General features: G+C 58.4%; 28 protein-coding genes. 27 read left to right on the forward strand and 1 reads right to left on the reverse strand.

Features of this window, described 5'->3' with window-relative positions:
* Window positions 1–38 precede the first annotated feature (38 nt).
* Window positions 39–1,202, forward strand: coding sequence for an isovaleryl-CoA dehydrogenase (locus ACR0KN_RS19220; protein WP_480655813.1), 1,164 nt, complete (start codon window positions 39–41; stop codon window positions 1,200–1,202).
* A gap of 46 nt (window positions 1,203–1,248) precedes the next feature.
* Here ACR0KN_RS19220 and ACR0KN_RS19225 read toward each other — a convergent pair whose 3' ends face one another.
* Window positions 1,249–1,854: an OmpW/AlkL family protein gene (locus ACR0KN_RS19225; RefSeq protein WP_480655815.1), complete on the reverse strand. Its 606-nt coding sequence runs from the start codon at window positions 1,852–1,854 to the stop codon at window positions 1,249–1,251.
* Between the two features lie 136 nt (window positions 1,855–1,990).
* Between ACR0KN_RS19225 and ACR0KN_RS19230 the strand changes: the two genes are divergently transcribed.
* The 26 genes from ACR0KN_RS19230 (at window position 1,991) to ACR0KN_RS19355 (ending at window position 22,164) form a co-directional block, all read left to right on the forward strand.
* Window positions 1,991–3,517, forward strand: a complete 1,527-nt coding sequence (locus ACR0KN_RS19230; RefSeq protein WP_480655817.1) for an AMP-binding protein — start codon at window positions 1,991–1,993, stop codon at window positions 3,515–3,517.
* Complete coding sequence (locus ACR0KN_RS19235; RefSeq protein ID WP_480655819.1) at window positions 3,514–3,978, forward strand: lysozyme inhibitor LprI family protein; 465 nt, start codon at window positions 3,514–3,516, stop codon at window positions 3,976–3,978. The genes ACR0KN_RS19230 and ACR0KN_RS19235 overlap by 4 nt, the downstream gene beginning before the upstream one ends.
* Window positions 3,975–5,582 carry a carboxyl transferase domain-containing protein gene (locus tag ACR0KN_RS19240; protein ID WP_480655821.1) on the forward strand — a complete coding sequence of 536 codons (1,608 nt, stop codon included), beginning with the start codon at window positions 3,975–3,977 and terminating at the stop codon, window positions 5,580–5,582. Before ACR0KN_RS19235 ends, ACR0KN_RS19240 begins: the two co-directional genes overlap by 4 nt.
* Window position 5,583: 1 nt before the next feature.
* A complete protein-coding gene (locus tag ACR0KN_RS19245; protein WP_480655823.1) occupies window positions 5,584–6,009 on the forward strand; it encodes an ASCH domain-containing protein in 426 nt (141 codons plus the stop codon).
* Window positions 6,010–6,012: 3 nt separating this feature from the next.
* Window positions 6,013–7,944, forward strand: coding sequence for an acetyl/propionyl/methylcrotonyl-CoA carboxylase subunit alpha (locus ACR0KN_RS19250; protein WP_480655825.1), 1,932 nt, complete (start codon window positions 6,013–6,015; stop codon window positions 7,942–7,944).
* A gap of 79 nt (window positions 7,945–8,023) precedes the next feature.
* On the forward strand, window positions 8,024–8,878 hold the full coding sequence (locus tag ACR0KN_RS19255) for a hydroxymethylglutaryl-CoA lyase (protein WP_170543416.1): 855 nt from the start codon (window positions 8,024–8,026) through the stop codon (window positions 8,876–8,878).
* A 2-nt stretch (window positions 8,879–8,880) separates the two neighbouring features.
* Window positions 8,881–9,663 (forward strand): crotonase/enoyl-CoA hydratase family protein, encoded by a 783-nt coding sequence (locus ACR0KN_RS19260; protein ID WP_170543418.1) that lies wholly within the window; start codon window positions 8,881–8,883, stop codon window positions 9,661–9,663.
* 182 nt (window positions 9,664–9,845) lie between these two features.
* Window positions 9,846–10,211 (forward strand): NADH-quinone oxidoreductase subunit A, encoded by a 366-nt coding sequence (locus ACR0KN_RS19265; protein ID WP_010442778.1) that lies wholly within the window; start codon window positions 9,846–9,848, stop codon window positions 10,209–10,211.
* On the forward strand, window positions 10,202–10,735 hold the full coding sequence (locus ACR0KN_RS19270; protein WP_010442777.1) for a NuoB/complex I 20 kDa subunit family protein: 534 nt from the start codon (window positions 10,202–10,204) through the stop codon (window positions 10,733–10,735). Before ACR0KN_RS19265 ends, ACR0KN_RS19270 begins: the two co-directional genes overlap by 10 nt.
* A gap of 12 nt (window positions 10,736–10,747) precedes the next feature.
* Window positions 10,748–11,353 (forward strand): NADH-quinone oxidoreductase subunit C, encoded by a 606-nt coding sequence (locus ACR0KN_RS19275; RefSeq protein ID WP_480655827.1) that lies wholly within the window; start codon window positions 10,748–10,750, stop codon window positions 11,351–11,353.
* Window positions 11,353–11,526 (forward strand): hypothetical protein, encoded by a 174-nt coding sequence (locus tag ACR0KN_RS19280; RefSeq protein WP_010442775.1) that lies wholly within the window; start codon window positions 11,353–11,355, stop codon window positions 11,524–11,526. Before ACR0KN_RS19275 ends, ACR0KN_RS19280 begins: the two co-directional genes overlap by 1 nt.
* The gene (locus tag ACR0KN_RS19285; RefSeq protein WP_010442774.1) at window positions 11,526–11,651 is read left to right on the forward strand and encodes a hypothetical protein; all 126 of its coding nucleotides are present in this window, start codon (window positions 11,526–11,528) and stop codon (window positions 11,649–11,651) included. The genes ACR0KN_RS19280 and ACR0KN_RS19285 overlap by 1 nt, the downstream gene beginning before the upstream one ends.
* The gene (locus ACR0KN_RS19290; RefSeq protein WP_010442773.1) at window positions 11,651–12,874 is read left to right on the forward strand and encodes an NADH-quinone oxidoreductase subunit D; all 1,224 of its coding nucleotides are present in this window, start codon (window positions 11,651–11,653) and stop codon (window positions 12,872–12,874) included. Before ACR0KN_RS19285 ends, ACR0KN_RS19290 begins: the two co-directional genes overlap by 1 nt.
* Entirely contained in the window at window positions 12,874–13,974 is a 1,101-nt protein-coding gene (gene nuoE, locus ACR0KN_RS19295; protein WP_480655830.1) for an NADH-quinone oxidoreductase subunit NuoE, read from the forward strand. The genes ACR0KN_RS19290 and nuoE overlap by 1 nt, the downstream gene beginning before the upstream one ends.
* Window positions 13,975–14,004: 30 nt before the next feature.
* Entirely contained in the window at window positions 14,005–14,226 is a 222-nt protein-coding gene (locus ACR0KN_RS19300) for a DUF5337 domain-containing protein (RefSeq protein WP_010442771.1), read from the forward strand.
* A gap of 12 nt (window positions 14,227–14,238) precedes the next feature.
* Complete coding sequence (nuoF, locus tag ACR0KN_RS19305; protein ID WP_010442770.1) at window positions 14,239–15,537, forward strand: NADH-quinone oxidoreductase subunit NuoF; 1,299 nt, start codon at window positions 14,239–14,241, stop codon at window positions 15,535–15,537.
* A 5-nt stretch (window positions 15,538–15,542) separates the two neighbouring features.
* A complete protein-coding gene (locus ACR0KN_RS19310; protein ID WP_480655832.1) occupies window positions 15,543–15,959 on the forward strand; it encodes an MAPEG family protein in 417 nt (138 codons plus the stop codon).
* Window positions 15,956–16,459: a DUF3291 domain-containing protein gene (locus ACR0KN_RS19315; protein WP_480655834.1), complete on the forward strand. Its 504-nt coding sequence runs from the start codon at window positions 15,956–15,958 to the stop codon at window positions 16,457–16,459. Before ACR0KN_RS19310 ends, ACR0KN_RS19315 begins: the two co-directional genes overlap by 4 nt.
* A 75-nt stretch (window positions 16,460–16,534) precedes the next feature.
* The gene (locus ACR0KN_RS19320; RefSeq protein WP_010442767.1) at window positions 16,535–16,891 is read left to right on the forward strand and encodes a hypothetical protein; all 357 of its coding nucleotides are present in this window, start codon (window positions 16,535–16,537) and stop codon (window positions 16,889–16,891) included.
* Window positions 16,892–16,989: 98 nt separating this feature from the next.
* On the forward strand, window positions 16,990–17,394 hold the full coding sequence (locus ACR0KN_RS19325) for a DUF5333 domain-containing protein (protein ID WP_480655836.1): 405 nt from the start codon (window positions 16,990–16,992) through the stop codon (window positions 17,392–17,394).
* 3 nt (window positions 17,395–17,397) lie between these two features.
* Window positions 17,398–19,419, forward strand: a complete 2,022-nt coding sequence (gene nuoG / locus ACR0KN_RS19330; RefSeq protein WP_480655838.1) for an NADH-quinone oxidoreductase subunit NuoG — start codon at window positions 17,398–17,400, stop codon at window positions 19,417–19,419.
* Window positions 19,416–19,631 (forward strand): hypothetical protein, encoded by a 216-nt coding sequence (locus ACR0KN_RS19335; RefSeq protein ID WP_480655840.1) that lies wholly within the window; start codon window positions 19,416–19,418, stop codon window positions 19,629–19,631. Before nuoG ends, ACR0KN_RS19335 begins: the two co-directional genes overlap by 4 nt.
* Window positions 19,624–20,661 (forward strand): NADH-quinone oxidoreductase subunit NuoH, encoded by a 1,038-nt coding sequence (nuoH, locus tag ACR0KN_RS19340; protein ID WP_010442763.1) that lies wholly within the window; start codon window positions 19,624–19,626, stop codon window positions 20,659–20,661. Before ACR0KN_RS19335 ends, nuoH begins: the two co-directional genes overlap by 8 nt.
* A 2-nt stretch (window positions 20,662–20,663) precedes the next feature.
* Window positions 20,664–21,158: an NADH-quinone oxidoreductase subunit NuoI gene (gene nuoI, locus ACR0KN_RS19345; protein WP_039524264.1), complete on the forward strand. Its 495-nt coding sequence runs from the start codon at window positions 20,664–20,666 to the stop codon at window positions 21,156–21,158.
* Window positions 21,155–21,565 (forward strand): carboxymuconolactone decarboxylase family protein, encoded by a 411-nt coding sequence (locus ACR0KN_RS19350; RefSeq protein ID WP_170476531.1) that lies wholly within the window; start codon window positions 21,155–21,157, stop codon window positions 21,563–21,565. Before nuoI ends, ACR0KN_RS19350 begins: the two co-directional genes overlap by 4 nt.
* The gene (locus ACR0KN_RS19355) at window positions 21,562–22,164 is read left to right on the forward strand and encodes an NADH-quinone oxidoreductase subunit J (protein ID WP_170476529.1); all 603 of its coding nucleotides are present in this window, start codon (window positions 21,562–21,564) and stop codon (window positions 22,162–22,164) included. Before ACR0KN_RS19350 ends, ACR0KN_RS19355 begins: the two co-directional genes overlap by 4 nt.
* Window positions 22,165–22,167: the final 3 nt, after the last annotated feature.

Here is a 22,167-nt window from a genome sequence, read left to right on the forward strand (position 1 = left end):
TGAACACTTGTTCATTAATGCAATCGGAGGAGCCCTGCATGTTTATGGCCACAATGCAATTCGATCTGGGCGAGGACGTGAACGCCCTGCGTGAGATGGTCCACCGTTGGGCGCAGGAACGGGTCAAGCCGATGGCGGCCGAGATTGATGCTTCGAACGCCTTTCCGAATGAACTGTGGAAAGAGATGGGCGACCTTGGCCTGCTGGGCGTCACAGTGCCAGAAGATTATGGTGGGGCGGGAATGTCGTATCTGGCGCATACCATTGCAGTGGAAGAGGTGGCGCGCGCCTCGGCCTCAGTCTCGTTGTCATATGGGGCACATTCGAATCTGTGCGTGAACCAGATCAAGCTGAATGGGACGGATGAGCAGAAACAGAAGTACCTGCCGCGCCTGATTTCGGGCGATCATGTGGGCGCGCTTGCAATGTCCGAACCCTCGGCCGGATCGGATGTGGTCTCGATGAAGTTGCGCGCGGAAAAGCGGAATGATTACTACCGCCTGAATGGCAACAAATATTGGATCACCAATGGGCCGGACGCCGATACTCTGGTCGTCTATGCCAAGACAGACCCCGAGGCCGGATCGAAAGGGATCACAGCCTTCCTGATCGAGAAAGAGATGAAAGGATTCTCGACCTCGCCTCATTTCGACAAGCTGGGAATGCGTGGGTCGAATACGGCTGAGTTGATCTTTGAAGACGTCGAGGTGCCGTTTGAGAATGTTCTGGGCGAAGAGGGCAAGGGCGTTGCCGTCCTGATGTCCGGTCTGGATTACGAACGTGTTGTGCTGGCTGGGATCGGGACAGGTATCATGGCAGCCTGTCTGGACGAGGTCATGCCCTATCTGGCCGAGCGCAAACAGTTCGGCAAGCCGATTGGCTCGTTCCAACTGATGCAGGGTAAGATCGCAGATATGTACACCGCGATGAATTCGGCGCGGGCTTATGTCTATGAAGTCGCTAAGGCCTGTGATCGGGGAGATGTGACCCGACAGGATGCGGCAGCGTGCTGCCTATATGCATCGGAACAGGCGATGGTGCAGGCGCATCAAGCGGTGCAAGCGCTGGGCGGGGCCGGGTTCCTTTCCGATGCGCCGGTCAGTCGGATATTCCGCGATGCAAAGCTGATGGAGATCGGCGCGGGCACCAGCGAAATCCGTCGGATGCTGATCGGCCGTGAGATGATGAACGAAATGCTGTGAGGGAAGGCCCCGCAGTTTTACGAACTCCGGGGCTTTGTTGATTGGATCAGAACGTATGGACGTAGGACACGCCAATCAGGAACGGGTCGATTTCGGCTTTGCCGATGTCGGTGCCGTCCAAAGTGACGTCCGAGTCGATGTCGAACCAACGCACGTTCAGACGCACAGCGCCTTTGTCGGTGACCATGTAGTCCAGACCGGCCTGCAGCGAGACGCCAAAGGAATTGTCCAGACCCAAATCGCCCAGGGGCGAGTCCTCTTCGAAGAAGATGGTGTAGTTCAGACCCGCGCCGACATAGGGTTTCCATGCGCTATTGGTCGGGAAATGATAGTTCAGCGAAAGGGTGGGCGGCAGGTGTTTGACGCTTCCGGCATCAACGCTGCCACCAAGAGTGACGTCATGTTTGTAGGGGGTCGAGGCCAGCAATTCGATCCCGAGGTTGTCCTGAACGAAGTACTCGACGGTGAAGATGGGGCGCGTGTCCGAGTCAACGTCGGCGTCAAACCCAGCGAGCGAGCCGTTGTCGGATTTGGGATCCAGATAACCGACACCTACACCAACAGTCCAATCTCCCTGAGATTGGGCGAACACCGGAGCAGCCAGCGCGACAAGCGCGGTGGAAAGGGTCAAAGCGGCGAGTTTCTTTGTCATATTCATGCCTTTGGTTGCGTTAATATAGACCTTGTGGATGGGCCGAGGCCGCCAAACTCTGATCTGCATCAATTTCGCATCGAAATTGCGCCGATGAAGCATGGGTCAACTGCCAGTAAAATAAGGGAGAATCTGAGTGTCTCCTGCTAGGGTCATACCGGGTCTGCGCGGTGATCAATGCTGGGCCATACCGGATCGATTGAATATGGCGCGACAGTGCCTTTCTCAGCCTTCAGAACAGGTTGCGATACTGGACCTGACGGCCTCTGATCCGCGTGAAGTTACGTTCGGCGATTTGGGTGAAATGGTAGATGGTATTGCGCGTGCTCTGATCAACGACGTCCGACCCGGTGATCGGGTGGGTGTGTTCCTGAGCCAGTCGCCCTGGTGTGCGGCGGCACATTTGGCGATCTGGAAAATCGGCGCGATTTCGGTACCCCTGTTCAAGTTGTTCAAACACGATGCGCTATCATCGCGCGTCGGCGACGCGGGCTTAGAAATTGTTCTGACAGATCCCGAAGGGGCCGCGCTTGTTGGTGATCTGGCCAAACCAGTTCTTGCCGATCAGATCGGGCAAGAGGGACCACCTGTGCCGTTTGCTGACACCAGACCCGAGGACCCTGCAGTATTGATCTACACCTCAGGCACCACCGGTAGCCCAAAGGGGGCACTGCACGGGCACCAGGTGCTGACGGGTCACCTGCCGGGCGTATCGATCAGCCACAATCATCTGCGTCAGGGGGATTGTCTGTGGACACCGGCAGACTGGGCTTGGATCGGCGGTCTGTTCGATGTGCTTATGCCCGGTCTAGCGCTGGGTGTACCGGTCGTTGCGGCGAGGTTGGATAAGTTCACTCCCGAGGCCTGCACTGATCTCGTCATGCGTGGCGGGGTACGGAATGTGTTCTTCCCGCCGACCGCCCTTCGTATGTTGAAAGCTGCGGACCAGACGATCCCCGGTTTGCGCTCGGTCGCGTCCGGAGGGGAGCCTCTGGGGGCCGAGATGTTGGCCTGGGGTAAAAAGGCGTTTGGCCTGACGATCAACGAATTTTATGGCCAGACCGAATGCAATATGGTCGTGTCCTCCTGCGCTGAGGATTTCCCGGTGCACCCCGGCTGTATCGGCAAGCCGGTGCCCGGGCATGAAGTAGCGGTGATTGATGGCGACGGCCGGCCAACCAATGAAGAGGGCGACGTCGCTATCCGGCGTGGCTCGGCCTCGATGATGCTGGAATATTGGAACCGGCCCGATGCGACCGCTGAGAAGTTTCGTGGTGATTGGCTGATCACCGGAGACCGCGGCGTTTGGGAGGGAGACTATCTTCGCTTTGTCGGCCGCGATGATGACGTGATCACGTCGGCCGGATACCGCATCGGACCCGCTGAGATCGAGGATTGCCTGCTGACCCATCCGGCGGTGGCAACGGTGGGCGTGGTCGGTAAGCCTGATCCGCTGCGAACCGAGATCGTGAAGGCCTATGTGGTGTTGAAACCGGGCGCTGAGGCTGTGGAGCAGGAGTTGCAGGATTGGGTCAAGGACCGTCTGGCTCAGTACTCCTATCCGCGCGAGGTGGCGTTTCTGGACGAGTTGCCGATGACGGTGACGGGGAAGGTGATCCGGAAGGAACTGAAGGCGCGGGCGGCGGGGGAGGCAATTACATGATGCGAATTGCAGTTGCTGCGATGCTAGTTCCATCGCTTGTTTCCGCTCAGGGCGCTTGGGTAGACCAGTCGTACATTCAACAGTGTTTTTCCCAGTTGCAGCAGGGCGATAGCTTGTCATCATGTCTCGGCGCAGCTGCCAATACCTGCCAAAAGATACCGGGAAATGAAACAACCATTGGCGTCACCGAGTGTATTCAAGCCGAAACCCAAGTTTGGGATTCATTTCTGAACGAACAGTATAAACTGCGTAGAGCGGAACTGGCTGAACAAAGTCCCGAACTTTCGGACCAGCTGCGAGATGCTCAGCGCGCATGGATCGGGTTTCGGGACGCTGAATGCGCTCTGGCCTACGGCATATGGTCTGGTGGAACGATACGCTCGATTGTTGCCGCAAATTGTCTGCTGACCGAAACCGCTGAACGCGCTGTGGAATTGCGCGACTTGGGGAAGATGGAATGAAACTAAAATCCAAAGCCATACCAACCTCCGAGGGGTTCAAGGCGAACAGAGCCGCACATCTGGATGCGCTGGCACATATCTCTGAGGCCGCCGAAGCCGCCCGCATGGGTGGTGGTGAGAAATCCCGTGCGCGGCATGAATCTCGGGGCAAGATGCTGCCACGTCGGCGGGTGGCGAACCTGCTTGATCCGGGGTCTCCGTTTCTTGAGATCGGAGCAACGGCAGCGCATGGGATGTATGGGGATGCCGCGCCCTGTGCCGGAGTCATTGCGGGGATTGGCCGGGTACAGGGGCGCGAGGTCATGGTGGTGTGTAACGACGCCACTGTGAAAGGCGGCACATATTATCCGCTGACGGTCAAGAAACACCTCCGCGCGCAGGAGATTGCCGAGGAAAACCATCTGCCCTGCATCTATCTGGTCGACAGTGGCGGCGCGAACCTGCCCAATCAGGATGAGGTATTCCCCGACCGCGATCACTTTGGCCGCATTTTCTACAATCAGGCGCGGATGAGCGCCAAGGGCATTGCTCAGATCGCCGTCGTGATGGGCTCGTGCACGGCGGGCGGGGCCTATGTGCCCGCGATGTCGGATGTGACCATCATCGTGAAAGAGCAAGGGACGATCTTTCTGGCCGGGCCACCTCTGGTCAAAGCCGCGACGGGAGAAGTTGTGACTGCCGAAGATCTGGGTGGCGGCGATGTGCATACGCGCCTGTCCGGCGTGGCGGATTATCTGGCCGAGGATGATGCGCATGCGTTGGCTCTGGCCCGGCGCGCCGTCGGGTCGTTGGGCGGTGCCGGGCTGAAGCCCGGCCTACAGTTTGAGGCACCCGAAGAGCCAGCTTACGACCCTGAAGAGATTCTGGGCGTTGTTCCGGCTGATCTGCGTACGCCCTATGATATCCGCGAGGTGATTGCGCGTCTGGTCGATGGCTCCCGGTTTGATGAGTTCAAGCCGCGTTTTGGTGAGACGCTGGTGACCGGTTTCGCCCATGTCAAAGGCTGCCCGGTTGGGATCATCGCCAACAATGGCGTGCTGTTTTCCGAGGCCGCGCAGAAGGGCGCGCATTTTGTCGAGCTGTGTTCGCAGCGCAAAACACCACTGGTCTTCCTGCAGAACATCACCGGCTTCATGGTTGGTCGAAAATACGAAAACGAAGGCATCGCGCGGCACGGGGCCAAGATGGTGACGGCAGTGGCGACGACAAGCGTTCCGAAGATCACCATGCTGGTCGGCGGTTCTTTCGGAGCTGGAAACTACGGCATGGCAGGTCGCGCCTATCAGCCTCGATTCCTGTGGACCTGGCCGAATTCGCGCATCTCGGTGATGGGGGGCGAGCAGGCTGCGGGCGTTCTTGCCACAGTCAAGCGTGACGGGATTGAACGGCAGGGGGGCAGCTGGTCCACCGAGGAGGAGGCCGAATTCAAACGCCCGACGCTGGACATGTTCGAGGAGCAGTCGCACCCGTTATATGCCTCGGCCCGCCTGTGGGATGACGGCATCATCGATCCGCGCAAAAGCCGCGACGTGTTGGCCTTGTCGCTGAGTGCTGCGCTAAACGCCCCGATTGAGGAGACACGTTTCGGCGTGTTCAGGATGTAAGATGAGCGTTTCATTAAATGACGTCATGGCCCGCTATCCGGGCGCCCAGACTTTCAAGTTTGGTGACAACGCATCGCTAAGTGCTGAGCTGCTGGCGTTGGTGCGATCAGGTCGAAAAACTGCAACCTGTGGTGCGTTGCGTGACTACCCCGATGGCAGTGCTGATACCCCTGTTGTTGGGCGGCAGGATATTGCGCTGGAATGGGATGATCGCCCGGCCTTGGTGATCGAAACGGTCGAGGTCTCGATCTGCCGTTATTGCGATGTGACCGAAGACTTCGCGTTGGCCGAGGGTGAGAATGAAACGCTTGAGGGCTGGCGCGAGGATCATCGCCGGTATTTTGAACGAAATGGCGGGTTTGACCCTGAGATGGGGTTGCTGTGCGAACGGTTCCGCCTTGTCGAAGATCTGGCGGCTGAGGGGTAAGCTATGTTCAACAAAATCCTGATTGCCAACCGAGGCGAGATTGCTTGCCGTGTGATGAAAACTGCTCAGAAGATGGGCGTATCCTGCGTGGCAGTTTATTCTGATGCCGATGCCTCGGCCAAGCATGTGCAGATGGCCGATGAGGCTGTTCATATCGGCGGTGCAGCCCCAGCTGAGAGCTATCTGAAAGGTGATGTGATCATTCAGGCAGCAATCGAGACCGGCGCGCAAGCGATCCATCCGGGCTATGGCTTTCTGTCCGAAAATCCAGACTTCGTGGATGCGGTTGAGGCAGCAGGCCTGACCTTCATCGGCCCATCGGCGGACGCAATCCGAAAGATGGGCCTTAAGGACGCGGCCAAGGTGTTGATGGAGAATGCAGGCGTTCCGGTTGTGCCCGGTTATCATGGCGACAATCAAGACCCCGAACACCTGGCAGGCGCGGCGGATACCATTGGTTATCCTGTTCTGATCAAGGCCGTTGCAGGTGGCGGCGGCAAGGGGATGCGGTTGGTTGAGAAGCCCGAGGAATTCTCGGCTGCTTTGGACAGCGCGCGCGGTGAGGCCAAGACGGCCTTTGGTAATGACGCGGTACTGGTCGAGAAATTCGTCGCCAAACCACGTCATATCGAGGTGCAGGTTTTTGGGGATGGCACCCAAGCGGTGCATCTGTTTGAACGCGATTGTTCGTTGCAGCGGCGGCACCAGAAGGTGATCGAAGAAGCTCCGGCCCCCGGCATGACCGCTGAAATGCGCGAAGCGATGGGGCAGGCGGGGGTACGTGCGGCAGAGGCGATTGGATACAAGGGCGCAGGAACGGTTGAATTCATCGTCGATGCCTCGGACGGGCTGCGGCCTGATCGGTTCTGGTTCATGGAGATGAACACGCGCCTGCAAGTCGAACATCCGGTGACCGAGGCAATTACGGGTGTCGATCTGGTCGAATGGCAGTTACGGGTAGCTGCGGGCGAAAGCCTGCCGAAACAGCAGGGTGATTTGTCGATCAGCGGGCATTCCTTTGAGGCGCGGCTTTATGCCGAAGATGTGCCCAAGGGCTTTCTGCCCGCGACGGGTACGCTGACGCATCTGCAGTTTCCGCAAGAGTGTCGTGCCGATAGTGGCGTCCGGGCCGGAGATACGATCAGCCCTTGGTACGATCCCATGATCGCCAAGGTGGTGGTGCATGGCCCGACGCGTGCGGTTGCTTTGGAAAGCCTGCACCGCGTCCTGCGCCAGACCGAGGTCGCCGGGACTGTCACAAACCTCGCCTTCCTTGGTGCTCTGACGCGGCACAGCGGGTTTGCGTCGGGCGACGTGGATACCGGGCTGATCGGACGGGATCTTGACGATCTGGTGCAGGAAGTTGGTGCAAGCTACGCATCAGCCGTGGCTGCAGCGATGACGGCGTTGGGTCTGGCCGAGACGGCCTCAGAAACGGGCTTTACGCTATGGGCGCCGTTACATCGCGCTGTGCAATTGCTGCGCGATGGAGAGGTTGTTGATCTGGATGTCCAGGTCGAAGGTACAGATCGGCAGATTTGGGAGATCGAAGGCGCGCAGCTAATCGCGCAGCGCCGTGGCGCTGGCTGGACCATCAATGGGACACCCATGCCCAATGTTGTCGTGGCTAGGTCCCAGGTCACTGTATTCGACGACTATGGGCAGGCGTTTGAGGTTGTTGACCCTCTGGACCGCGACGCAAGCGCGGCGGGTGACACCAATGTGATCGAGGCGCCGATGCCAGGTCTGGTCAAAGCCGTCTTTGCCTCAGCGGGGCAGGCGGTGAAAGAAGGCGACCGGCTGGCCATTCTGGAAGCGATGAAGATGGAGCATTCACTGTTGGCCGCCCGCGATGGCGTGGTCGCAGAAGTGCTGGCCGAAGCGGGAGCACAGGTCGAGGCCGGGGCAGCGCTGGTTCGGTTGGCCGAGGATTGATCTGTTCGGCCTGTGGATTGCGTGGCACAGTCGGGCCATCCGTAATTGAAACGATAAGAAACCGGGAAGGGATGCGCTGATGAAAGAACGGGTCGAGATTTTCGAGGTCGGTCCGCGGGATGGCCTGCAGAACGAACAGCGCGAGATCCCGGTGGCCGAGAAAGTCGCCTTGATCGATTGCCTCAGCCGTGGCGGGTTCAACCGGATTGAGGTTGCAAGCTTTGTCTCACCGAGATGGGTGCCGCAAATGGCAGGCAGCGGTGAGGTTCTGGCCGGGATCAAGCGGGCAGAAGGCGTTCGTTATGCGGCTCTGACGCCGAACATGCGTGGGTATGAGGACGCGTTGGCGGCCAAGGCGGATGAGATTGCAGTGTTTGCCTCGGCCTCCGAAGGATTTTCGAAGGCAAATATTAACGCGACCATCGCCGAATCCATCGAACGGTTCGTGCCGATCCTTGAGGCCGCGCGGCATATCGATTTGCCCGTGCGTGGTTATGTGTCCTGCGTGACTGATTGCCCCTATGACGGCCCGACCCCGCCCGAAAAGGTGGCCGAGGTGGCGGACGCATTGTTCGCGCATGGCTGCTACGAGATTTCGCTGGGCGATACGATTGGGCAAGGGACCCCGGACAAGATCGCGCATATGCTGTTGGCCGTGCGCGAACGGGTCCCGGTCACTCGGCTTGCTGGGCATTTCCATGACACCAACGGGCGGGCGATCGACAATATCGATGCTTCTTTGGCGCTGGGTGTACGGGTGTTTGATGCCGCCGTCGGCGGGCTCGGGGGTTGCCCCTATGCGCCAGGTGCAGCGGGTAATGTGGCAACCGAAGCGGTGGCCGCGCATCTGGAACGGTTGGGATATGAAACCGGGTTGGACGCGTCTGTGCTGGAAGAAGCTGCAGACATGGCGCGGGCTATGCGAGCGGAATAGAAATGTACGAAACGATAACTTTAAAGACAGATGGTCGCGGCGTAGCCACGTTAACGCTGGATCGACCAGAGAAGCACAATGCGCTGTCGGCGCAGATGATTGCTGAACTGACACAAGCCGCCGGGCAACTGGCCAGTGATGAAGCTGTCCGGGTGGTGATTCTGGCCGCGTCAGGCAAAAGCTTTTGCGCCGGGGGTGATCTGGGTTGGATGCAGGCGCAGATGGCCGCCGATCCCGATACGCGCTTCACCGAGGCGCGCAAGCTGGCCGAGATGCTGAATGCCCTGAATACGCTGCCCAAGCCTCTGATTGGCGCATTGCAGGGCAATGCGTTTGGTGGTGGAGTGGGAATGGCCTCGGTCTGTGATGTGGCGATCGGGGTGGATAGCCTGAAGATGGGCCTGACCGAAACGCGACTTGGCCTGATCCCGGCCACGATTGGCCCCTATGTTATTGCTCGTATGGGTGAGGCAAGGTCGCGGCGGGTCTTCATGTCCGCACGTCTCTTTGATGCAGCGGAGGCTGTCGAGCTGGGCTTGTTGGCGCGCGCGGTGCCCGCTGATGCCTTGGCAGAGGCGGTCGAGGCCGAAGTGCGTCCCTATCTGTCCTGCGCGCCAGGCGCTGTTTCTTCGGCAAAGCAATTGATCCAATCGTTGGGACCACGCATTGACGATGCTGTGATCGACCACACCATTCGACAGTTGGTAACGCGTTGGGAAACCGACGAGGCGCAAGAGGGAATCAGGGCCTTCTTCGATAAACGAAAACCTGCATGGAATAGGTAGGTTTAGCCGCGTCGGGCCGTTGCAAGGTATTCTAAGCCATAGCCTGCTGGGCAATTGTAATAATGCCCATCTGCGCGTTTCTGTTCGGTTGACCCTCTGACCCCACAGGGATAGAGAATGTCCAGTCAACTCGCCAATTGACGGCGCACCCTTTCGGGACATGCGCAGGAAAGGAGCTATACGTGGAAGACCTGTTGCGGGAGTACCTCCCGATCCTGGTGTTTCTGGCCGTCGCTGTAGGCCTTGGAATCGTCTTGATTCTCGCTGCTGTAGTGCTTGCCGTCCGCAATCCAGACCCTGAAAAAGTCAGTGCATATGAATGTGGCTTTAACGCATTCGACGATGCGCGGATGAAATTCGACGTCCGATTCTATCTGGTCGCGATTCTCTTCATCATCTTCGATCTGGAAATCGCCTTCCTGTTTCCCTGGGCCGTTGGCTTCAAAGACATCAGCGATGTTGGGTTTTGGTCCATGATGGTGTTCCTGGCGGTGCTGACCATCGGCTTTGCCTATGAATGGAAGAAAGGGGCCCTGGAATGGGAGTGATGACGGGCGCAAACACCGCGGGCGTCGACAAAGAAGTCGCCACCCAGGCCCTGAATGCCGAGCTGCAGGACAAAGGTTTCCTGCTGACCTCGACCGAAGACATCATCAACTGGGCCCGTACCGGTAGCTTGCACTGGATGACCTTTGGTCTGGCCTGCTGCGCGGTTGAGATGATGCACACGTCGATGCCGCGCTACGATGCGGAACGGTTTGGCATTGCCCCCCGAGCGTCCCCGCGTCAGTCGGATGTGATGATCGTGGCCGGAACCCTGACCAACAAGATGGCCCCTGCGCTGCGCAAGGTCTACGACCAGATGCCCGAGCCGCGCTATGTGATCTCGATGGGCTCCTGCGCCAATGGCGGTGGCTATTACCACTATTCCTATTCTGTCGTGCGCGGTTGTGACCGGGTTGTGCCCGTGGACATCTATGTGCCCGGCTGCCCTCCGACCGCAGAGGCGCTACTTTATGGGTTGATGCAGCTGCAACGCAAAATCCGCCGCACCGGCACGATTGTTCGCTGAGGGAGAGGGCAGATGAGCGAAGCACTCAAAGAACTCGGCGCGCAGTTGGAGCTAAAACGGACCGATTGCGTTCTGTCCTGGGACGTGACGCATGGTGAGCTGAACGTCGATGTGGCCCCGTCGAATCTTGTGGAATTCATCGAATTCCTGAAGTCCGACCGCAGTTGCCAGTTCTCGACGCTTGTTGATATCACCGGTGTCGACTACCCCGAACGCGCTAAGCGGTTTGATGTGGTTTATCACTTTCTGTCGATGTACCAGAACCAGCGCATCCGCCTGCGGGTGTCGATCCGTGAAGAAGATATGGTGCCTTCAATTGTCGAAGTTCACCCCTCGGCCAACTGGTTCGAGCGTGAGGTGTTCGACATGTTCGGCATCTTGTTCTCGGGTCATCCCGATTTGCGGCGCATCCTGACCGACTATGGGTTCCGCGGCTATCCGCTGCGCAAGGATTTTCCGACCACCGGTTATACCGAAGTTCGCTACGACGAGGCGCAAAAGCGCGTGGTCTATGAACCTGTGTCGCTGGTGCAGGAATACCGTCAGTTTGATTTCATGTCCCCGTGGGAAGGTGCGAACTACATTCTTCCGGGGGATGAAAAACAGGAGACTGAATAATGGGTGGCATCTGGTGGCTGATCCTGTCTGCACTGACCATCATTCCGATGGTGAAGATATTGCCGTTTTTCGGGATCAACAAATACTGGTGCCTGCTCTGTCTGGTTCCCTTCGGCACGATCGCGTTGCTGTGGTGGGTCGGGCTTAAACTGCAAGAGTTGGAGCGCCGCTGATGGGTCTGGGGGAACTGATCGCGTTGGGGGCGCTGGGGGTTCTGCTGGCCGGGGCTGCTGCCAAAGCGGCTGAGGCGGAAAAGGTCCGGGTTCGGGCCGAAGCGAAGAAGAAACGAGGGCGTTGATGGACGGCTCAAGATACGATGACGGCAGCACGGACGCGCTGAGCGGGGAACAGAAGATCCGCAACTTCAACATCAACTTCGGCCCGCAACACCCTGCGGCGCATGGAGTTCTGCGTCTTGTACTTGAGCTGGACGGTGAGATCGTCGAGCGTTGCGATCCGCATATCGGCCTGCTGCACCGTGGCACCGAAAAGCTGATGGAAAGCCGCACGTATCTGCAGAACCTGCCGTATTTCGACCGTCTGGATTACGTGGCGCCGATGAACCAGGAGCATGCGTGGTGTCTGGCCATCGAAAAATTGACTGGGGTTGAAGTGCCGCGTCGCGGCTCTCTGATCCGGGTTCTGTATTCCGAGATCGGTCGTATTCTTAACCACCTGCTGAATGTGACCACTCAGGCCATGGACGTCGGCGCGCTGACCCCACCGCTTTGGGGCTTTGAAGAGCGTGAAAAGTTGATGGTGTTCTACGAGCGTGCCTGCGGTGCCCGCCTGCACGCAGCTTATTTCCGCCCCGGTGGCGTTCATCAGGACCTGCCGCCGGAACTGCTGGACGATATCGAGGCGTGGAGCCACGAATTCCCCGCTGTTCTCGATGATATCGACGGTCTGCTGACCGAAAACCGCATCTTCAAACAACGTAACGCCGATATCGGTGTCGTGACCGAGGATGACATTCAGAAGTACGGCTTCTCGGGCGTTATGGTACGCGGATCGGGTCTGGCTTGGGACCTGCGTCGCGCGCAGCCTTATGAATGCTATGACGAGTTCGAATTCCAGATCCCCGTCGGCAAAAACGGCGACTGCTACGATCGCTATCTGGTGCGCATGGAAGAGATGCGCCAGTCGCTGCTGATCATCCGCCAGGCCATCGCCAAAATTCGCGACTGCCCAGGCGACGTTCTGGCACGCGGCAAGATCACCCCGCCGAAACGCTCAGACATGAAGACCTCGATGGAAAGCCTGATCCATCACTTCAAGCTTTATACCGAAGGCTTCCACGTCCCCGCGGGCGAAGTCTACGCCGCCGTCGAGGCCCCCAAGGGCGAATTCGGCGTCTATCTGGTCGCCGACGGCACCAACAAACCCTATCGCGCTAAACTCCGCGCGCCGGGGTTCCTGCATCTACAAGCCATGGACCACGTTGCCGGAGGCCACCAACTGGCCGACGTCGCCGCGATTATCGGCACCATGGACGTCGTATTTGGAGAGATTGACCGCTAATGCTCCGCCGTCTTCACGCCGAACAACCCGATAGCTTTGCCTTCACCGCTGCCAACCAGCAATGGGCCGAAGCGCAGATCACCAAATATCCCGAGGGGCGTCAGGCCAGCGCGGTCATTCCGCTGCTGTGGCGCGCGCAGGAACAAGAGGGCTGGCTGAGCCGTCCGGCGATTGAATCCGTCGCCGACATGCTGGGTATGGCCTATATCCGCGTGCTTGAGGTCGCCTCGTTCTATTTCATGTTCCAGCTGCAGCCGGTTGGATCGGTGGCGCATATTCAGGTGTGTGGCACGACCTCCTGCATGATCTGTGGCGCCGAAGATCTGATTGCGGTCTGCAAGGAAAAGATCGCTGCAAAGCCGCATGAGCTGTCTGCTGACGGCAAGCTGAGCTGGGAAGAGGTGGAATGCCTCGGTTCCTGCACCAACGCTCCGATGGCGCAGATCGGCAAGGATTACTACGAAGATCTGACGACCGAGAGCTTTGGCAAGATTCTCGATGATCTGGTGGTGGGCAAAGTGCCAACTCCGGGTCCGCAGAATGGTCGGTATGCGGCGGAACCTCTGAAAGGGCTGACCAGCCTGACGGAGTATGACAGTGGCCGGACGCAATACAACGCCAGTGTTAAGCTTGCGAGCGAACTGGGCGATACCGTCAAGCGTATCGACGGAACCGAGGTTCCAATCCTGACCCCGTGGCTGGGCAAGGATGGCAAAGCTGCTGCAACCAAAGCTGCTCCGAAACCGCCAAAAGCGCCAGCCCCGGCGAAACCTGCAGTGAAACAGGCCGCTGAGGCGAAAGCGGCGAAAGAGGAACAGCCCGAAACGCTGTCTGGTGCGCGGGATGGCAAGCCTGATGATCTGAAAATGCTGAAGGGCGTAGGTCCAAAGCTGGAAGAGACCCTGAACGAGCTGGGCTTTTTCCACTTCGACCAGATTGCCGCATGGACATCAGAGCATGTGGCCTGGGTCGACACGCGCCTGAAATTCAAAGGCCGGATCGAACGGGACGGATGGATCGAACAGGCTGCAAAACTGGCAGCTGGTGAGGAAACCGAATTCGCTAAACGTGCCAAGGAAGATGGCACTTACGAGGACTAAGCAGGTGCCCGTGCGGGGCACCAGGACGAGATGGATAAAGACAGGGAACACGCCATAGCCCGCAAGGGTCGTCACATAGGCATCGTCATCGCCGTGACGATGGTGCTTTGGCTTGGCATGACTTTGTTCATAGGCCCCGCAATGGGTTTGCCGGGGCGCTATGCGCTGCTGTTTGATTTCGCTGCTCTTGCGGGATTCATCTATGCAGGTGTGAACATATTTCAACTCTGGCGCATGCGTCAGGACAGCTGAAGGTAAGACATGATGCTGAAGGATCAGGACCGGATCTTTACCAACATCTACGGGATGCATGAGCGCACGCTGAAAGGCGCGCAAGCCCGCGGGCATTGGGACGGCACAGCTGGCCTGATCAAAAATGGCCGTGACTGGATCATCCAGACAATGAAGGATTCGGGGCTGCGCGGTCGCGGCGGGGCGGGCTTCCCTACCGGCTTGAAATGGTCGTTCATGCCCAAAGAAAGCGACGGACGTCCGGCCTATCTTGTTGTGAACGCAGATGAATCCGAGCCGGGCACCTGCAAAGACCGCGAGATTATGCGTCATGATCCGCACACGCTGATCGAGGGGTGCCTGATCGCGTCTTTCGCAATGAACGCGCATACTTGCTACATCTACCTGCGCGGCGAATACATCCGCGAGCGTGAGGCTCTGCAGGCCGCGATTGACGAAGCCTATGACGCGGGTCTGCTTGGGAAGAATGCCGCTGGTTCCGGCTGGGATTTCGACTTGTTCCTGCATCACGGGGCGGGCGCGTATATCTGCGGCGAGGAAACAGCTCTGATTGAAAGCCTTGAGGGCAAGAAGGGCATGCCGCGGATGAAGCCTCCGTTCCCGGCAGGCGCGGGCCTTTATGGCTGCCCGACCACGGTGAACAATGTGGAATCGATTGCCGTTGTGCCGACCATCCTGCGGCGTGGCGCCGACTGGTTCGCAGGCTTTGGCCGTCAGAACAACGCGGGCACAAAGCTGTTTGCGATCTCGGGCCATGTGAACAACCCCTGCGTCGTCGAAGAAGCGATGTCGATTTCCTTCGAAGAACTGATTGAAACCCATTGCGGCGGTATTCGCGGCGGCTGGGACAATCTGCTGGCGGTGATCCCCGGTGGCTCGTCGGTGCCGTGCGTGCGCGGCGAAAACATGCGCGATGCGATCATGGATTTCGATTATCTGCGCGGAGAGTTGGGTTCGGGTCTGGGTACAGCCGCTGTGATTGTGATGGACAAGTCCACGGATATCATCAAAGCGATCTGGCGGTTGTCGAAGTTCTACAAGCATGAGAGCTGCGGTCAGTGCACGCCCTGTCGGGAAGGCACCGGCTGGATGATGCGTGTGATGGATCGTCTTGTACGTGGCGAAGCCGAGCTGGAAGAGATCGATATGCTGTTCGACGTCACCAAGCAGGTCGAGGGCCACACAATCTGCGCCCTTGGCGATGCCGCCGCTTGGCCAATCCAAGGCCTTATCCGTAATTTCCGGGAAGAGATCGAAGACCGCATCAAGGCTCAGAAATCGGGCCGTATGGGTGCGATGGCAGCGGAGTAAACCTGATGGAAGCCTACGCCGAATATTCCCACGCAATTGCGTCATTGGTGATTTTCACCCTGATCGTATTGTTCATGTCGCCGTTTTCGGCGCTCGCAAAAGCCGGCAAGGGGCTGGCACCAGGGGCGACCCCGGATCAGGACTATTCTGACAAGGCTTATCGTTTGAACCGCGCGTATCTGAACGGTACTGAAACGCTGCCTGCGTTTTTGACCGTTACAGTTGCGGCAATACTGCTGGGTGTCAGCCCGCTCTGGGTGAACTTGCTGGCCTCGGTCGCGCTGTTAGCGCGGGTGGTCATGCTGGTGATCCACCTGCGCGGGATCGGCAAACCGCATAGCGGGGTTCGCTCTGTGTCTTATGTAGTTGGGTGGGCCTGCATGGCCGTTCTCGGCCTTATGGCATTGGTGGCTGCATTTTGATCCAGCCCGACGGATATCACTTGGCCGAATTGAATGTTGGTCGTTTTTTGGCGCCTACCGACGATCCACGCGTGGCCGAATTCATGGCCAACCTGGACCGCGTTAACGGACTCGGCAAGCGGATGCCGGGCTTTGTCTGGATGATGGAAGGTTCAGGCGAACCAGGAACCGGAAATACCGAAAACAGCATCGGAAGCGATCCGCAGTTCGTCGCAAATCTGACGGTCTGGGAAGAAGTCGCCAGCCTTGAGAAATTTGTTTGGGGTACCATCCACAAGCAGTTCTACGAACGTCGGCAAGAATGGTTCGAAATACTCGGCGATCAACATTTTGTCATGTGGTGGGTGCCCAAAGGTCACCAGCCTAGTTTGGAAGAAGCGCTGGAACGACTAGAGACGTTGCGCACAAAAGGTGCGAGCGAAAGTGCCTTTGGATGGGCAGAATTGAAACAGGCCAGCAAGTGGCGCGACCACCGTTGCGTGCAGGTCGCGGCAGAGTAAGGGGATGGTGATGGACACGATATCCCAGACGCACCGGCAGATACCGCATGCGCCAGCCACGATGCAGGAGTGGTCATGATGGCGAAACGAGGAATTTTGGTGATGTCGGTTTTGGTGGGGGCACTGCTCTCCGCCTGCGGAGAGGCGCCATCACAGGCGACGCGGGTTGCGTTCGACGGCATTTATTTCAGGGCCAGCGCGAAACACGTGGACAAGAGAACCACACCTTCCGAGTTTACCGTGACAGTAAACGGCGTTTCGCAATCGTTCGACGGTGCGCGTGAAGCTGGCCGCTACGAAGCCACCAAGTTCTGCGTTCAGAATTTTGGCTCTTCCAGGATTGCCTGGAAGGTTGGACCGGATACGGAACCGCAAAACCTGCGTATTGAAAACGATAAACTGACCTTTGCCGGACGCTGCCAACGACCATGAGCAACCGTATCGCATATCACGGCAGGACCGGTGGCTTGTTATTGCATAGCAAGCGTGCCGACCATCGTCTTGGGATTCCCAAGACGAAAGGAAATGTTATGTCTTTGATACGAATGGTCGCCGCGATTTGCGTAATATCTATCCCGGTTCTGGCTGAGGCGAAGCCACCCTTGCGCGAAGTCAAAGAGATCGACAACGAACTCTATTACATCGCGATCGCAAACGAGATTTCGGAGTATTGCCCGTCAATAAGCGGGCGTCGGCTCAAGGCGATTGGTGTCATGTGGGATTTGCGCTCGAAAGCGAACAAACTTGGATATTCGGACAAGGAAATCCGGGCTTATGTGGATTCGGATTCTGAAAAAGATCGTATGCGCGCCAAGGGCGAGAGCTATCTGGCGCAGAACGGCGTATCTTACGAAAATACCAAAACCTTCTGCGCGTTGGGCAAGAAGGAAATTGAAAGAAACAGCGCCATCGGCGTGTATTTGAGGGCGAACTAGACCATGTCTGACCTCCGCAAAGTCAATATCGACGGACAGGAAATCGAAGTCGATGGCGCGATGACACTGATCCAAGCCTGTGAGCAGGCCGGGGTCGAGGTGCCGCGCTTTTGCTATCACGAGCGTCTGTCGATTGCCGGGAACTGCCGGATGTGTCTGGTCGAGGTCGTTGGCGGCCCGCCGAAACCTGCGGCCTCCTGCGCGATGCAGGTACGCGACTTGCGTCCGGGTCCGGAAGGGCAGGCACCTGTGGTCAAGACAAACTCACCCATGGTCAAGAAGGCCCGCGAAGGGGTGATGGAGTTTCTGCTGATCAACCACCCGCTGGATTGCCCGATCTGCGATCAGGGCGGTGAGTGTGACCTGCAGGATCAGGCGATGGCCTATGGTCTGTCAGGCACACGCTTCAAAGAAGCCAAGCGTGCCGTGGATGATCTGGACCTTGGCCCGCTGGTTGGCACCGCAATGACGCGCTGCATCAGCTGTACCCGCTGCGTGCGTTTTACGACCGAGGTCGCTGGGATCACCCAGATGGGCCAGACCGGGCGTGGGGAAGATGCCGAGATCACGTCGTATCTGAACCAGACTCTAGACTCGAACTTGCAGGGCAACATCATCGATCTGTGCCCTGTCGGGGCGTTGACTTCGAAGCCGTATGCCTTCACCGCCCGCCCTTGGGAACTGACCAAGACTGAAAGCATCGATGTCATGGATGCCATGGGCTCGAACATCCGCGTGGATACCAAAGGTCGCGAAGTGATGCGCTTCTTGCCGCGCAATCATGATGGTGTGAACGAGGAATGGATCAGCGACAAGACCCGCTTTGTCTGGGATGGTCTGCGCCGTCAGCGCCTGGATCGGCCTTACGTGCGGGAAAACGGCAAACTGCGTCCGGCGTCGTGGCCAGAGGCACTGAACAAGGCCGCAGAGGCGTTGAAAGGGGCTGATAAATCTGCGGGCATCGTGGGTGATCTGGCCCCGGTCGAGGCCGTATTCGCGCTGAAACAGATGATTGAAGGGCAGGGCGGTGTTGTCGAATGTCGCACCGATGGTGCCAAGCTGCCGGCGGGTAACCGTGGGGCATATGCCGGTACAGCCGCGATTGAAGATATCGACAGCGCCGAGCGTATCCTTCTGGTTGGCACCAATCCACGTGATGAAGCGCCGGTTCTGAACGCCCGCATCCGCAAGGCATGGGCACACGGTGCCGAGGTAGCTTTGGTCGGGCCCGCCGTCGATCTGACCTATGAGTATCACCATGTAGGCGACGACCGTGCTGCGCTGCAAACCGTCGTTGATATGGGTGGCGATGATGAGATCAAGGGCAAGCGCTCTCTGGTCATCGTCGGGCAAGGCGCGCTGCAAGAGGCTGATGGCTCTGCCGTTCTGGCCGCCGCGCAAACCATTGCAAGCAATACCGAAAGTGGGCTTATCGTTCTGCACACCGCAGCATCGTGCGTGGGAGCCATGGATGTGGATGCCACCAGCGAAGGCGGCATGGATGCGGTCAGCGCGGCCGATGTGATCTATAATCTCGGCGCCGATGAGGTCGAGATCGGCGATGGCGCCTTTGTGATCTATCAGGGCAGTCACGGCGATCGTGGAGCGCACCGCGCAGACGTGATCCTGCCGGGGGCGGCTTACACAGAAGAAAACGGCCTGTTCGTCAACACGGAAGGTCGACCTCAACTCGCAATACGTGCAGGGTTCGCCCCGGGGGAGGCCAAGGAAAACTGGGCCATCCTGCGTGCCCTGTCTGCCGAGCTTGGTGCAACACTGCCCTACGACTCTCTGGCGCAACTGCGCACTGCACTGATCGAAGCAGTTCCGCATCTGGCGCGTGTCGATGAAGTGATCGAGAATGACGTTCGGGCTCTGGACGCAGGCCCGTTGGGCAAGGCGACATTCCGATATGCCGTCAAAGATTTCTATCTAACCAATCCGATAGCACGCGCCTCGCAACTGATGGCCGAGCTTTCGGCGCAAGCGCAGGCCCGCATGACTGAGAAGATTGCGGCGGAATGAACCAGACACGTTTCATATCGCAGACCAACACGGTGCCTGGGTGGCAGATAGCCGCGCCGGAATTGCGTGTGAAATCGAAGATTAAGGGTGGCGTAAAGACGGCAGATGCTGTTTACACCAACGCGCCGACCCAGCCGCAGATTGCGCAGGCAACTCGCCTTTGCATCGCACGCGGAAAACGGAATACCCACGGTGTGAGGACCAATGGCTGAATTCTTTAACACCCCAGGCGGAATAGCCATCATTATTCTGGCGCAAGTGCTTGCAGTTGTGGCCTTTGTGATGATCTCGCTGTTGTTCCTCGTTTACGGCGACCGCAAGATTTGGGCAGCGGTCCAGATGCGCCGTGGACCCAACGTGGTGGGCGTCTACGGATTGCTGCAATCGGTGGCAGATGCCTTAAAATATGTGGTCAAAGAGGTTGTTATACCCGCCGGTGCCGACCGCACGGTGTTTATCCTCGCACCATTGACCAGTTTTGTCCTCGCGATGATCGCCTGGGCGGTGATCCCGTTCAACGATGGCTGGGTCCTGTCGGATATCAATGTCGCCATACTCTATGTCTTTGCCGTGTCCTCGCTGGAAGTTTATGGCGTGATCATGGGCGGTTGGGCGTCGAACTCAAAGTACCCGTTCCTGGGATCGCTGCGCTCAGCCGCGCAGATGATTTCCTATGAAGTCTCCATTGGTCTGATCATCATCGGCATCATCATCTCGACCGGTTCGATGAACTTCGGTGATATCGTCCGCGCGCAGGATGGCTCCTTCGGCTTCTTCAGCTGGTACTGGTTGCCGCATTTCCCGATGGTCTTCCTGTTCTTCATCTCGGCGCTGGCCGAGACCAACCGGCCACCCTTCGACCTTCCCGAAGCGGAATCGGAGTTGGTTGCCGGTTACCAGGTCGAATACTCAGCCACACCTTTCTTGCTGTTCATGGCCGGTGAGTACATCGCTATCTTCCTGATGTGCGCCCTGACCACGCTGCTGTTCTTCGGCGGCTGGCTGTCGCCGATCCCGGGCTTGCCCGATGGCGTGTTGTGGATGGTCGCTAAGATGGCGTTCTTCTTCTTCATCTTCGCGATGGTCAAGGCCATTACCCCCCGCTACCGCTATGACCAGCTGATGCGGCTGGGCTGGAAAGTATTCCTGCCGTTCTCACTGGCTTGGGTGGTCTTCGTGGCCTTCGCAGCGAAATTCGACTGGTTCTGGGGTGCGTTCGCCCGTTGGAGCGTAGGAGGCTGATCATGACCCAAATCGACTACACCCGCGCTGCCAAATACTTCCTTCTGCAGGACTTCTGGGTCGGCATGAAGCTGGGGCTAAAGTATTTCTTCGCTCCCAAAGCCACCGTGAACTATCCGCACGAAAAAGGACCTCTGTCGCCGCGTTTCCGGGGTGAACACGCCCTGCGCCGCTATCCGAATGGCGAGGAACGCTGCATCGCCTGCAAACTCTGCGAGGCGATCTGCCCGGCTCAAGCCATCACCATCGACGCCGAGCCACGCGAAGACGGCAGTCGCCGCACAACGCGATATGACATCGACATGACCAAATGCATCTATTGCGGCTTCTGTCAGGAAGCCTGCCCGGTCGATGCCATCGTCGAAGGCCCGAATTTTGAATTCGCCACGGAAACCCGCGAAGAGCTGTTCTACGACAAGGAAAAACTGCTCGACAATGGCGAACGCTGGGAAGCCGAGATCGCTCGCAATCTGGAAATGGACGCGCCGTACCGATGAGCGATAGCCCGACAAATCCGTTTGAGCTGATGATGAAGCAGGCTCAGGACATGGCCAAGGCGATGAACCCGGCGATGGAGAGTTTCTCGCCCAAAGGGTTCGAGGCGCTCTGGCCGACCATGCCGAAAGAGGTCATGGAGATGATGTTCGGCAACACCGTCAACAAGGACGGTCTGGATGCCAAGACCCGCCTGCTGCTGACGCTGGCCGGGTTGACCTGTCAGGGCGCTCAGGCGGATTCGGCGGTGCGCCAGACAGTGCGCCACGCTTTGGAAGCGGGCGCAAAGAAACAAGAGATCGTAGAAACGATCGGTCAGATGTCGGTCTTTGCCGGCATCCCCGCCATGACCCGTGCGCTGGATCTGGCGCAAGAGGTCATGGGCGACAACGAGGATGAGGATCAATGACCGTCTTTGCCTTCTATCTGTTTGCCATCAGCGCCATCACCGGCGGACTGTTCACTGTGATCAGCCGTCAGCCGGTGCACTCGGTGCTTTGGCTGATCCTGTCCTTTCTGTCCTCGGCTGGGCTGTTCGTGCTGTTAGGGGCCGAGTTCGTGGCGATGCTGCTGATCATCGTCTACGTGGGCGCGGTCGCGGTGCTGTTCCTATTCGTGGTTATGATGCTGGACGTGGACTTTGCCGAACTGAAGGCCGAGATGGCGCGCTATATGCCGTTGGCCTTGCTGATCGGTCTGGTCATTCTGATGCAGTTCGTCATGGCCTTTGGCGCATGGGATAGCGCTCAGGGCGCGACGGCCAATCTGGCGCAGCCTGTCCCGATCGACCGCCACAACACCGAGGCGCTGGGTGTCATCCTCTATGATCAATACTTCCTTCTGTTCCAATTGGCGGGCCTGATCCTGCTGGTGGCCATGATCGGCGCAATCGTGCTGACGCTGCGCCACCGTCAGGACATCAAGCGTCAGGACATCATCGGCCAGATGATGCGCGACCCGGCCAAAGCGATGGAGTTAAAGGACGTGAAACCGGGGCAGGGGCTATAAGAC

It is taken from the genome of Ruegeria sp. AP7, from assembly GCF_056539905.1.

Coding starts and splice junctions, on each gene's coding strand:
- ACR0KN_RS19220 (WP_480655813.1), top strand. CDS start 39: ATGTTTATGGCCACAATGCAATTCGATCTGGGCGAGGACGTGAACGCC.
- ACR0KN_RS19225 (WP_480655815.1), bottom strand. CDS start 1,854: ATGACAAAGAAACTCGCCGCTTTGACCCTTTCCACCGCGCTTGTCGCG.
- ACR0KN_RS19235 (WP_480655819.1), top strand. CDS start 3,514: ATGATGCGAATTGCAGTTGCTGCGATGCTAGTTCCATCGCTTGTTTCC.
- ACR0KN_RS19240 (WP_480655821.1), top strand. CDS start 3,975: ATGAAACTAAAATCCAAAGCCATACCAACCTCCGAGGGGTTCAAGGCG.
- ACR0KN_RS19245 (WP_480655823.1), top strand. CDS start 5,584: ATGAGCGTTTCATTAAATGACGTCATGGCCCGCTATCCGGGCGCCCAG.
- ACR0KN_RS19250 (WP_480655825.1), top strand. CDS start 6,013: ATGTTCAACAAAATCCTGATTGCCAACCGAGGCGAGATTGCTTGCCGT.
- ACR0KN_RS19255 (WP_170543416.1), top strand. CDS start 8,024: ATGAAAGAACGGGTCGAGATTTTCGAGGTCGGTCCGCGGGATGGCCTG.
- ACR0KN_RS19260 (WP_170543418.1), top strand. CDS start 8,881: ATGTACGAAACGATAACTTTAAAGACAGATGGTCGCGGCGTAGCCACG.
- ACR0KN_RS19270 (WP_010442777.1), top strand. CDS start 10,202: ATGGGAGTGATGACGGGCGCAAACACCGCGGGCGTCGACAAAGAAGTC.
- ACR0KN_RS19275 (WP_480655827.1), top strand. CDS start 10,748: ATGAGCGAAGCACTCAAAGAACTCGGCGCGCAGTTGGAGCTAAAACGG.
- ACR0KN_RS19280 (WP_010442775.1), top strand. CDS start 11,353: ATGGGTGGCATCTGGTGGCTGATCCTGTCTGCACTGACCATCATTCCG.
- ACR0KN_RS19285 (WP_010442774.1), top strand. CDS start 11,526: ATGGGTCTGGGGGAACTGATCGCGTTGGGGGCGCTGGGGGTTCTGCTG.
- ACR0KN_RS19290 (WP_010442773.1), top strand. CDS start 11,651: ATGGACGGCTCAAGATACGATGACGGCAGCACGGACGCGCTGAGCGGG.
- nuoE (WP_480655830.1), top strand. CDS start 12,874: ATGCTCCGCCGTCTTCACGCCGAACAACCCGATAGCTTTGCCTTCACC.
- ACR0KN_RS19300 (WP_010442771.1), top strand. CDS start 14,005: ATGGATAAAGACAGGGAACACGCCATAGCCCGCAAGGGTCGTCACATA.
- nuoF (WP_010442770.1), top strand. CDS start 14,239: ATGCTGAAGGATCAGGACCGGATCTTTACCAACATCTACGGGATGCAT.
- ACR0KN_RS19310 (WP_480655832.1), top strand. CDS start 15,543: ATGGAAGCCTACGCCGAATATTCCCACGCAATTGCGTCATTGGTGATT.
- ACR0KN_RS19320 (WP_010442767.1), top strand. CDS start 16,535: ATGATGGCGAAACGAGGAATTTTGGTGATGTCGGTTTTGGTGGGGGCA.
- ACR0KN_RS19325 (WP_480655836.1), top strand. CDS start 16,990: ATGTCTTTGATACGAATGGTCGCCGCGATTTGCGTAATATCTATCCCG.
- nuoG (WP_480655838.1), top strand. CDS start 17,398: ATGTCTGACCTCCGCAAAGTCAATATCGACGGACAGGAAATCGAAGTC.
- ACR0KN_RS19335 (WP_480655840.1), top strand. CDS start 19,416: ATGAACCAGACACGTTTCATATCGCAGACCAACACGGTGCCTGGGTGG.
- nuoH (WP_010442763.1), top strand. CDS start 19,624: ATGGCTGAATTCTTTAACACCCCAGGCGGAATAGCCATCATTATTCTG.
- nuoI (WP_039524264.1), top strand. CDS start 20,664: ATGACCCAAATCGACTACACCCGCGCTGCCAAATACTTCCTTCTGCAG.
- ACR0KN_RS19350 (WP_170476531.1), top strand. CDS start 21,155: ATGAGCGATAGCCCGACAAATCCGTTTGAGCTGATGATGAAGCAGGCT.
- ACR0KN_RS19355 (WP_170476529.1), top strand. CDS start 21,562: ATGACCGTCTTTGCCTTCTATCTGTTTGCCATCAGCGCCATCACCGGC.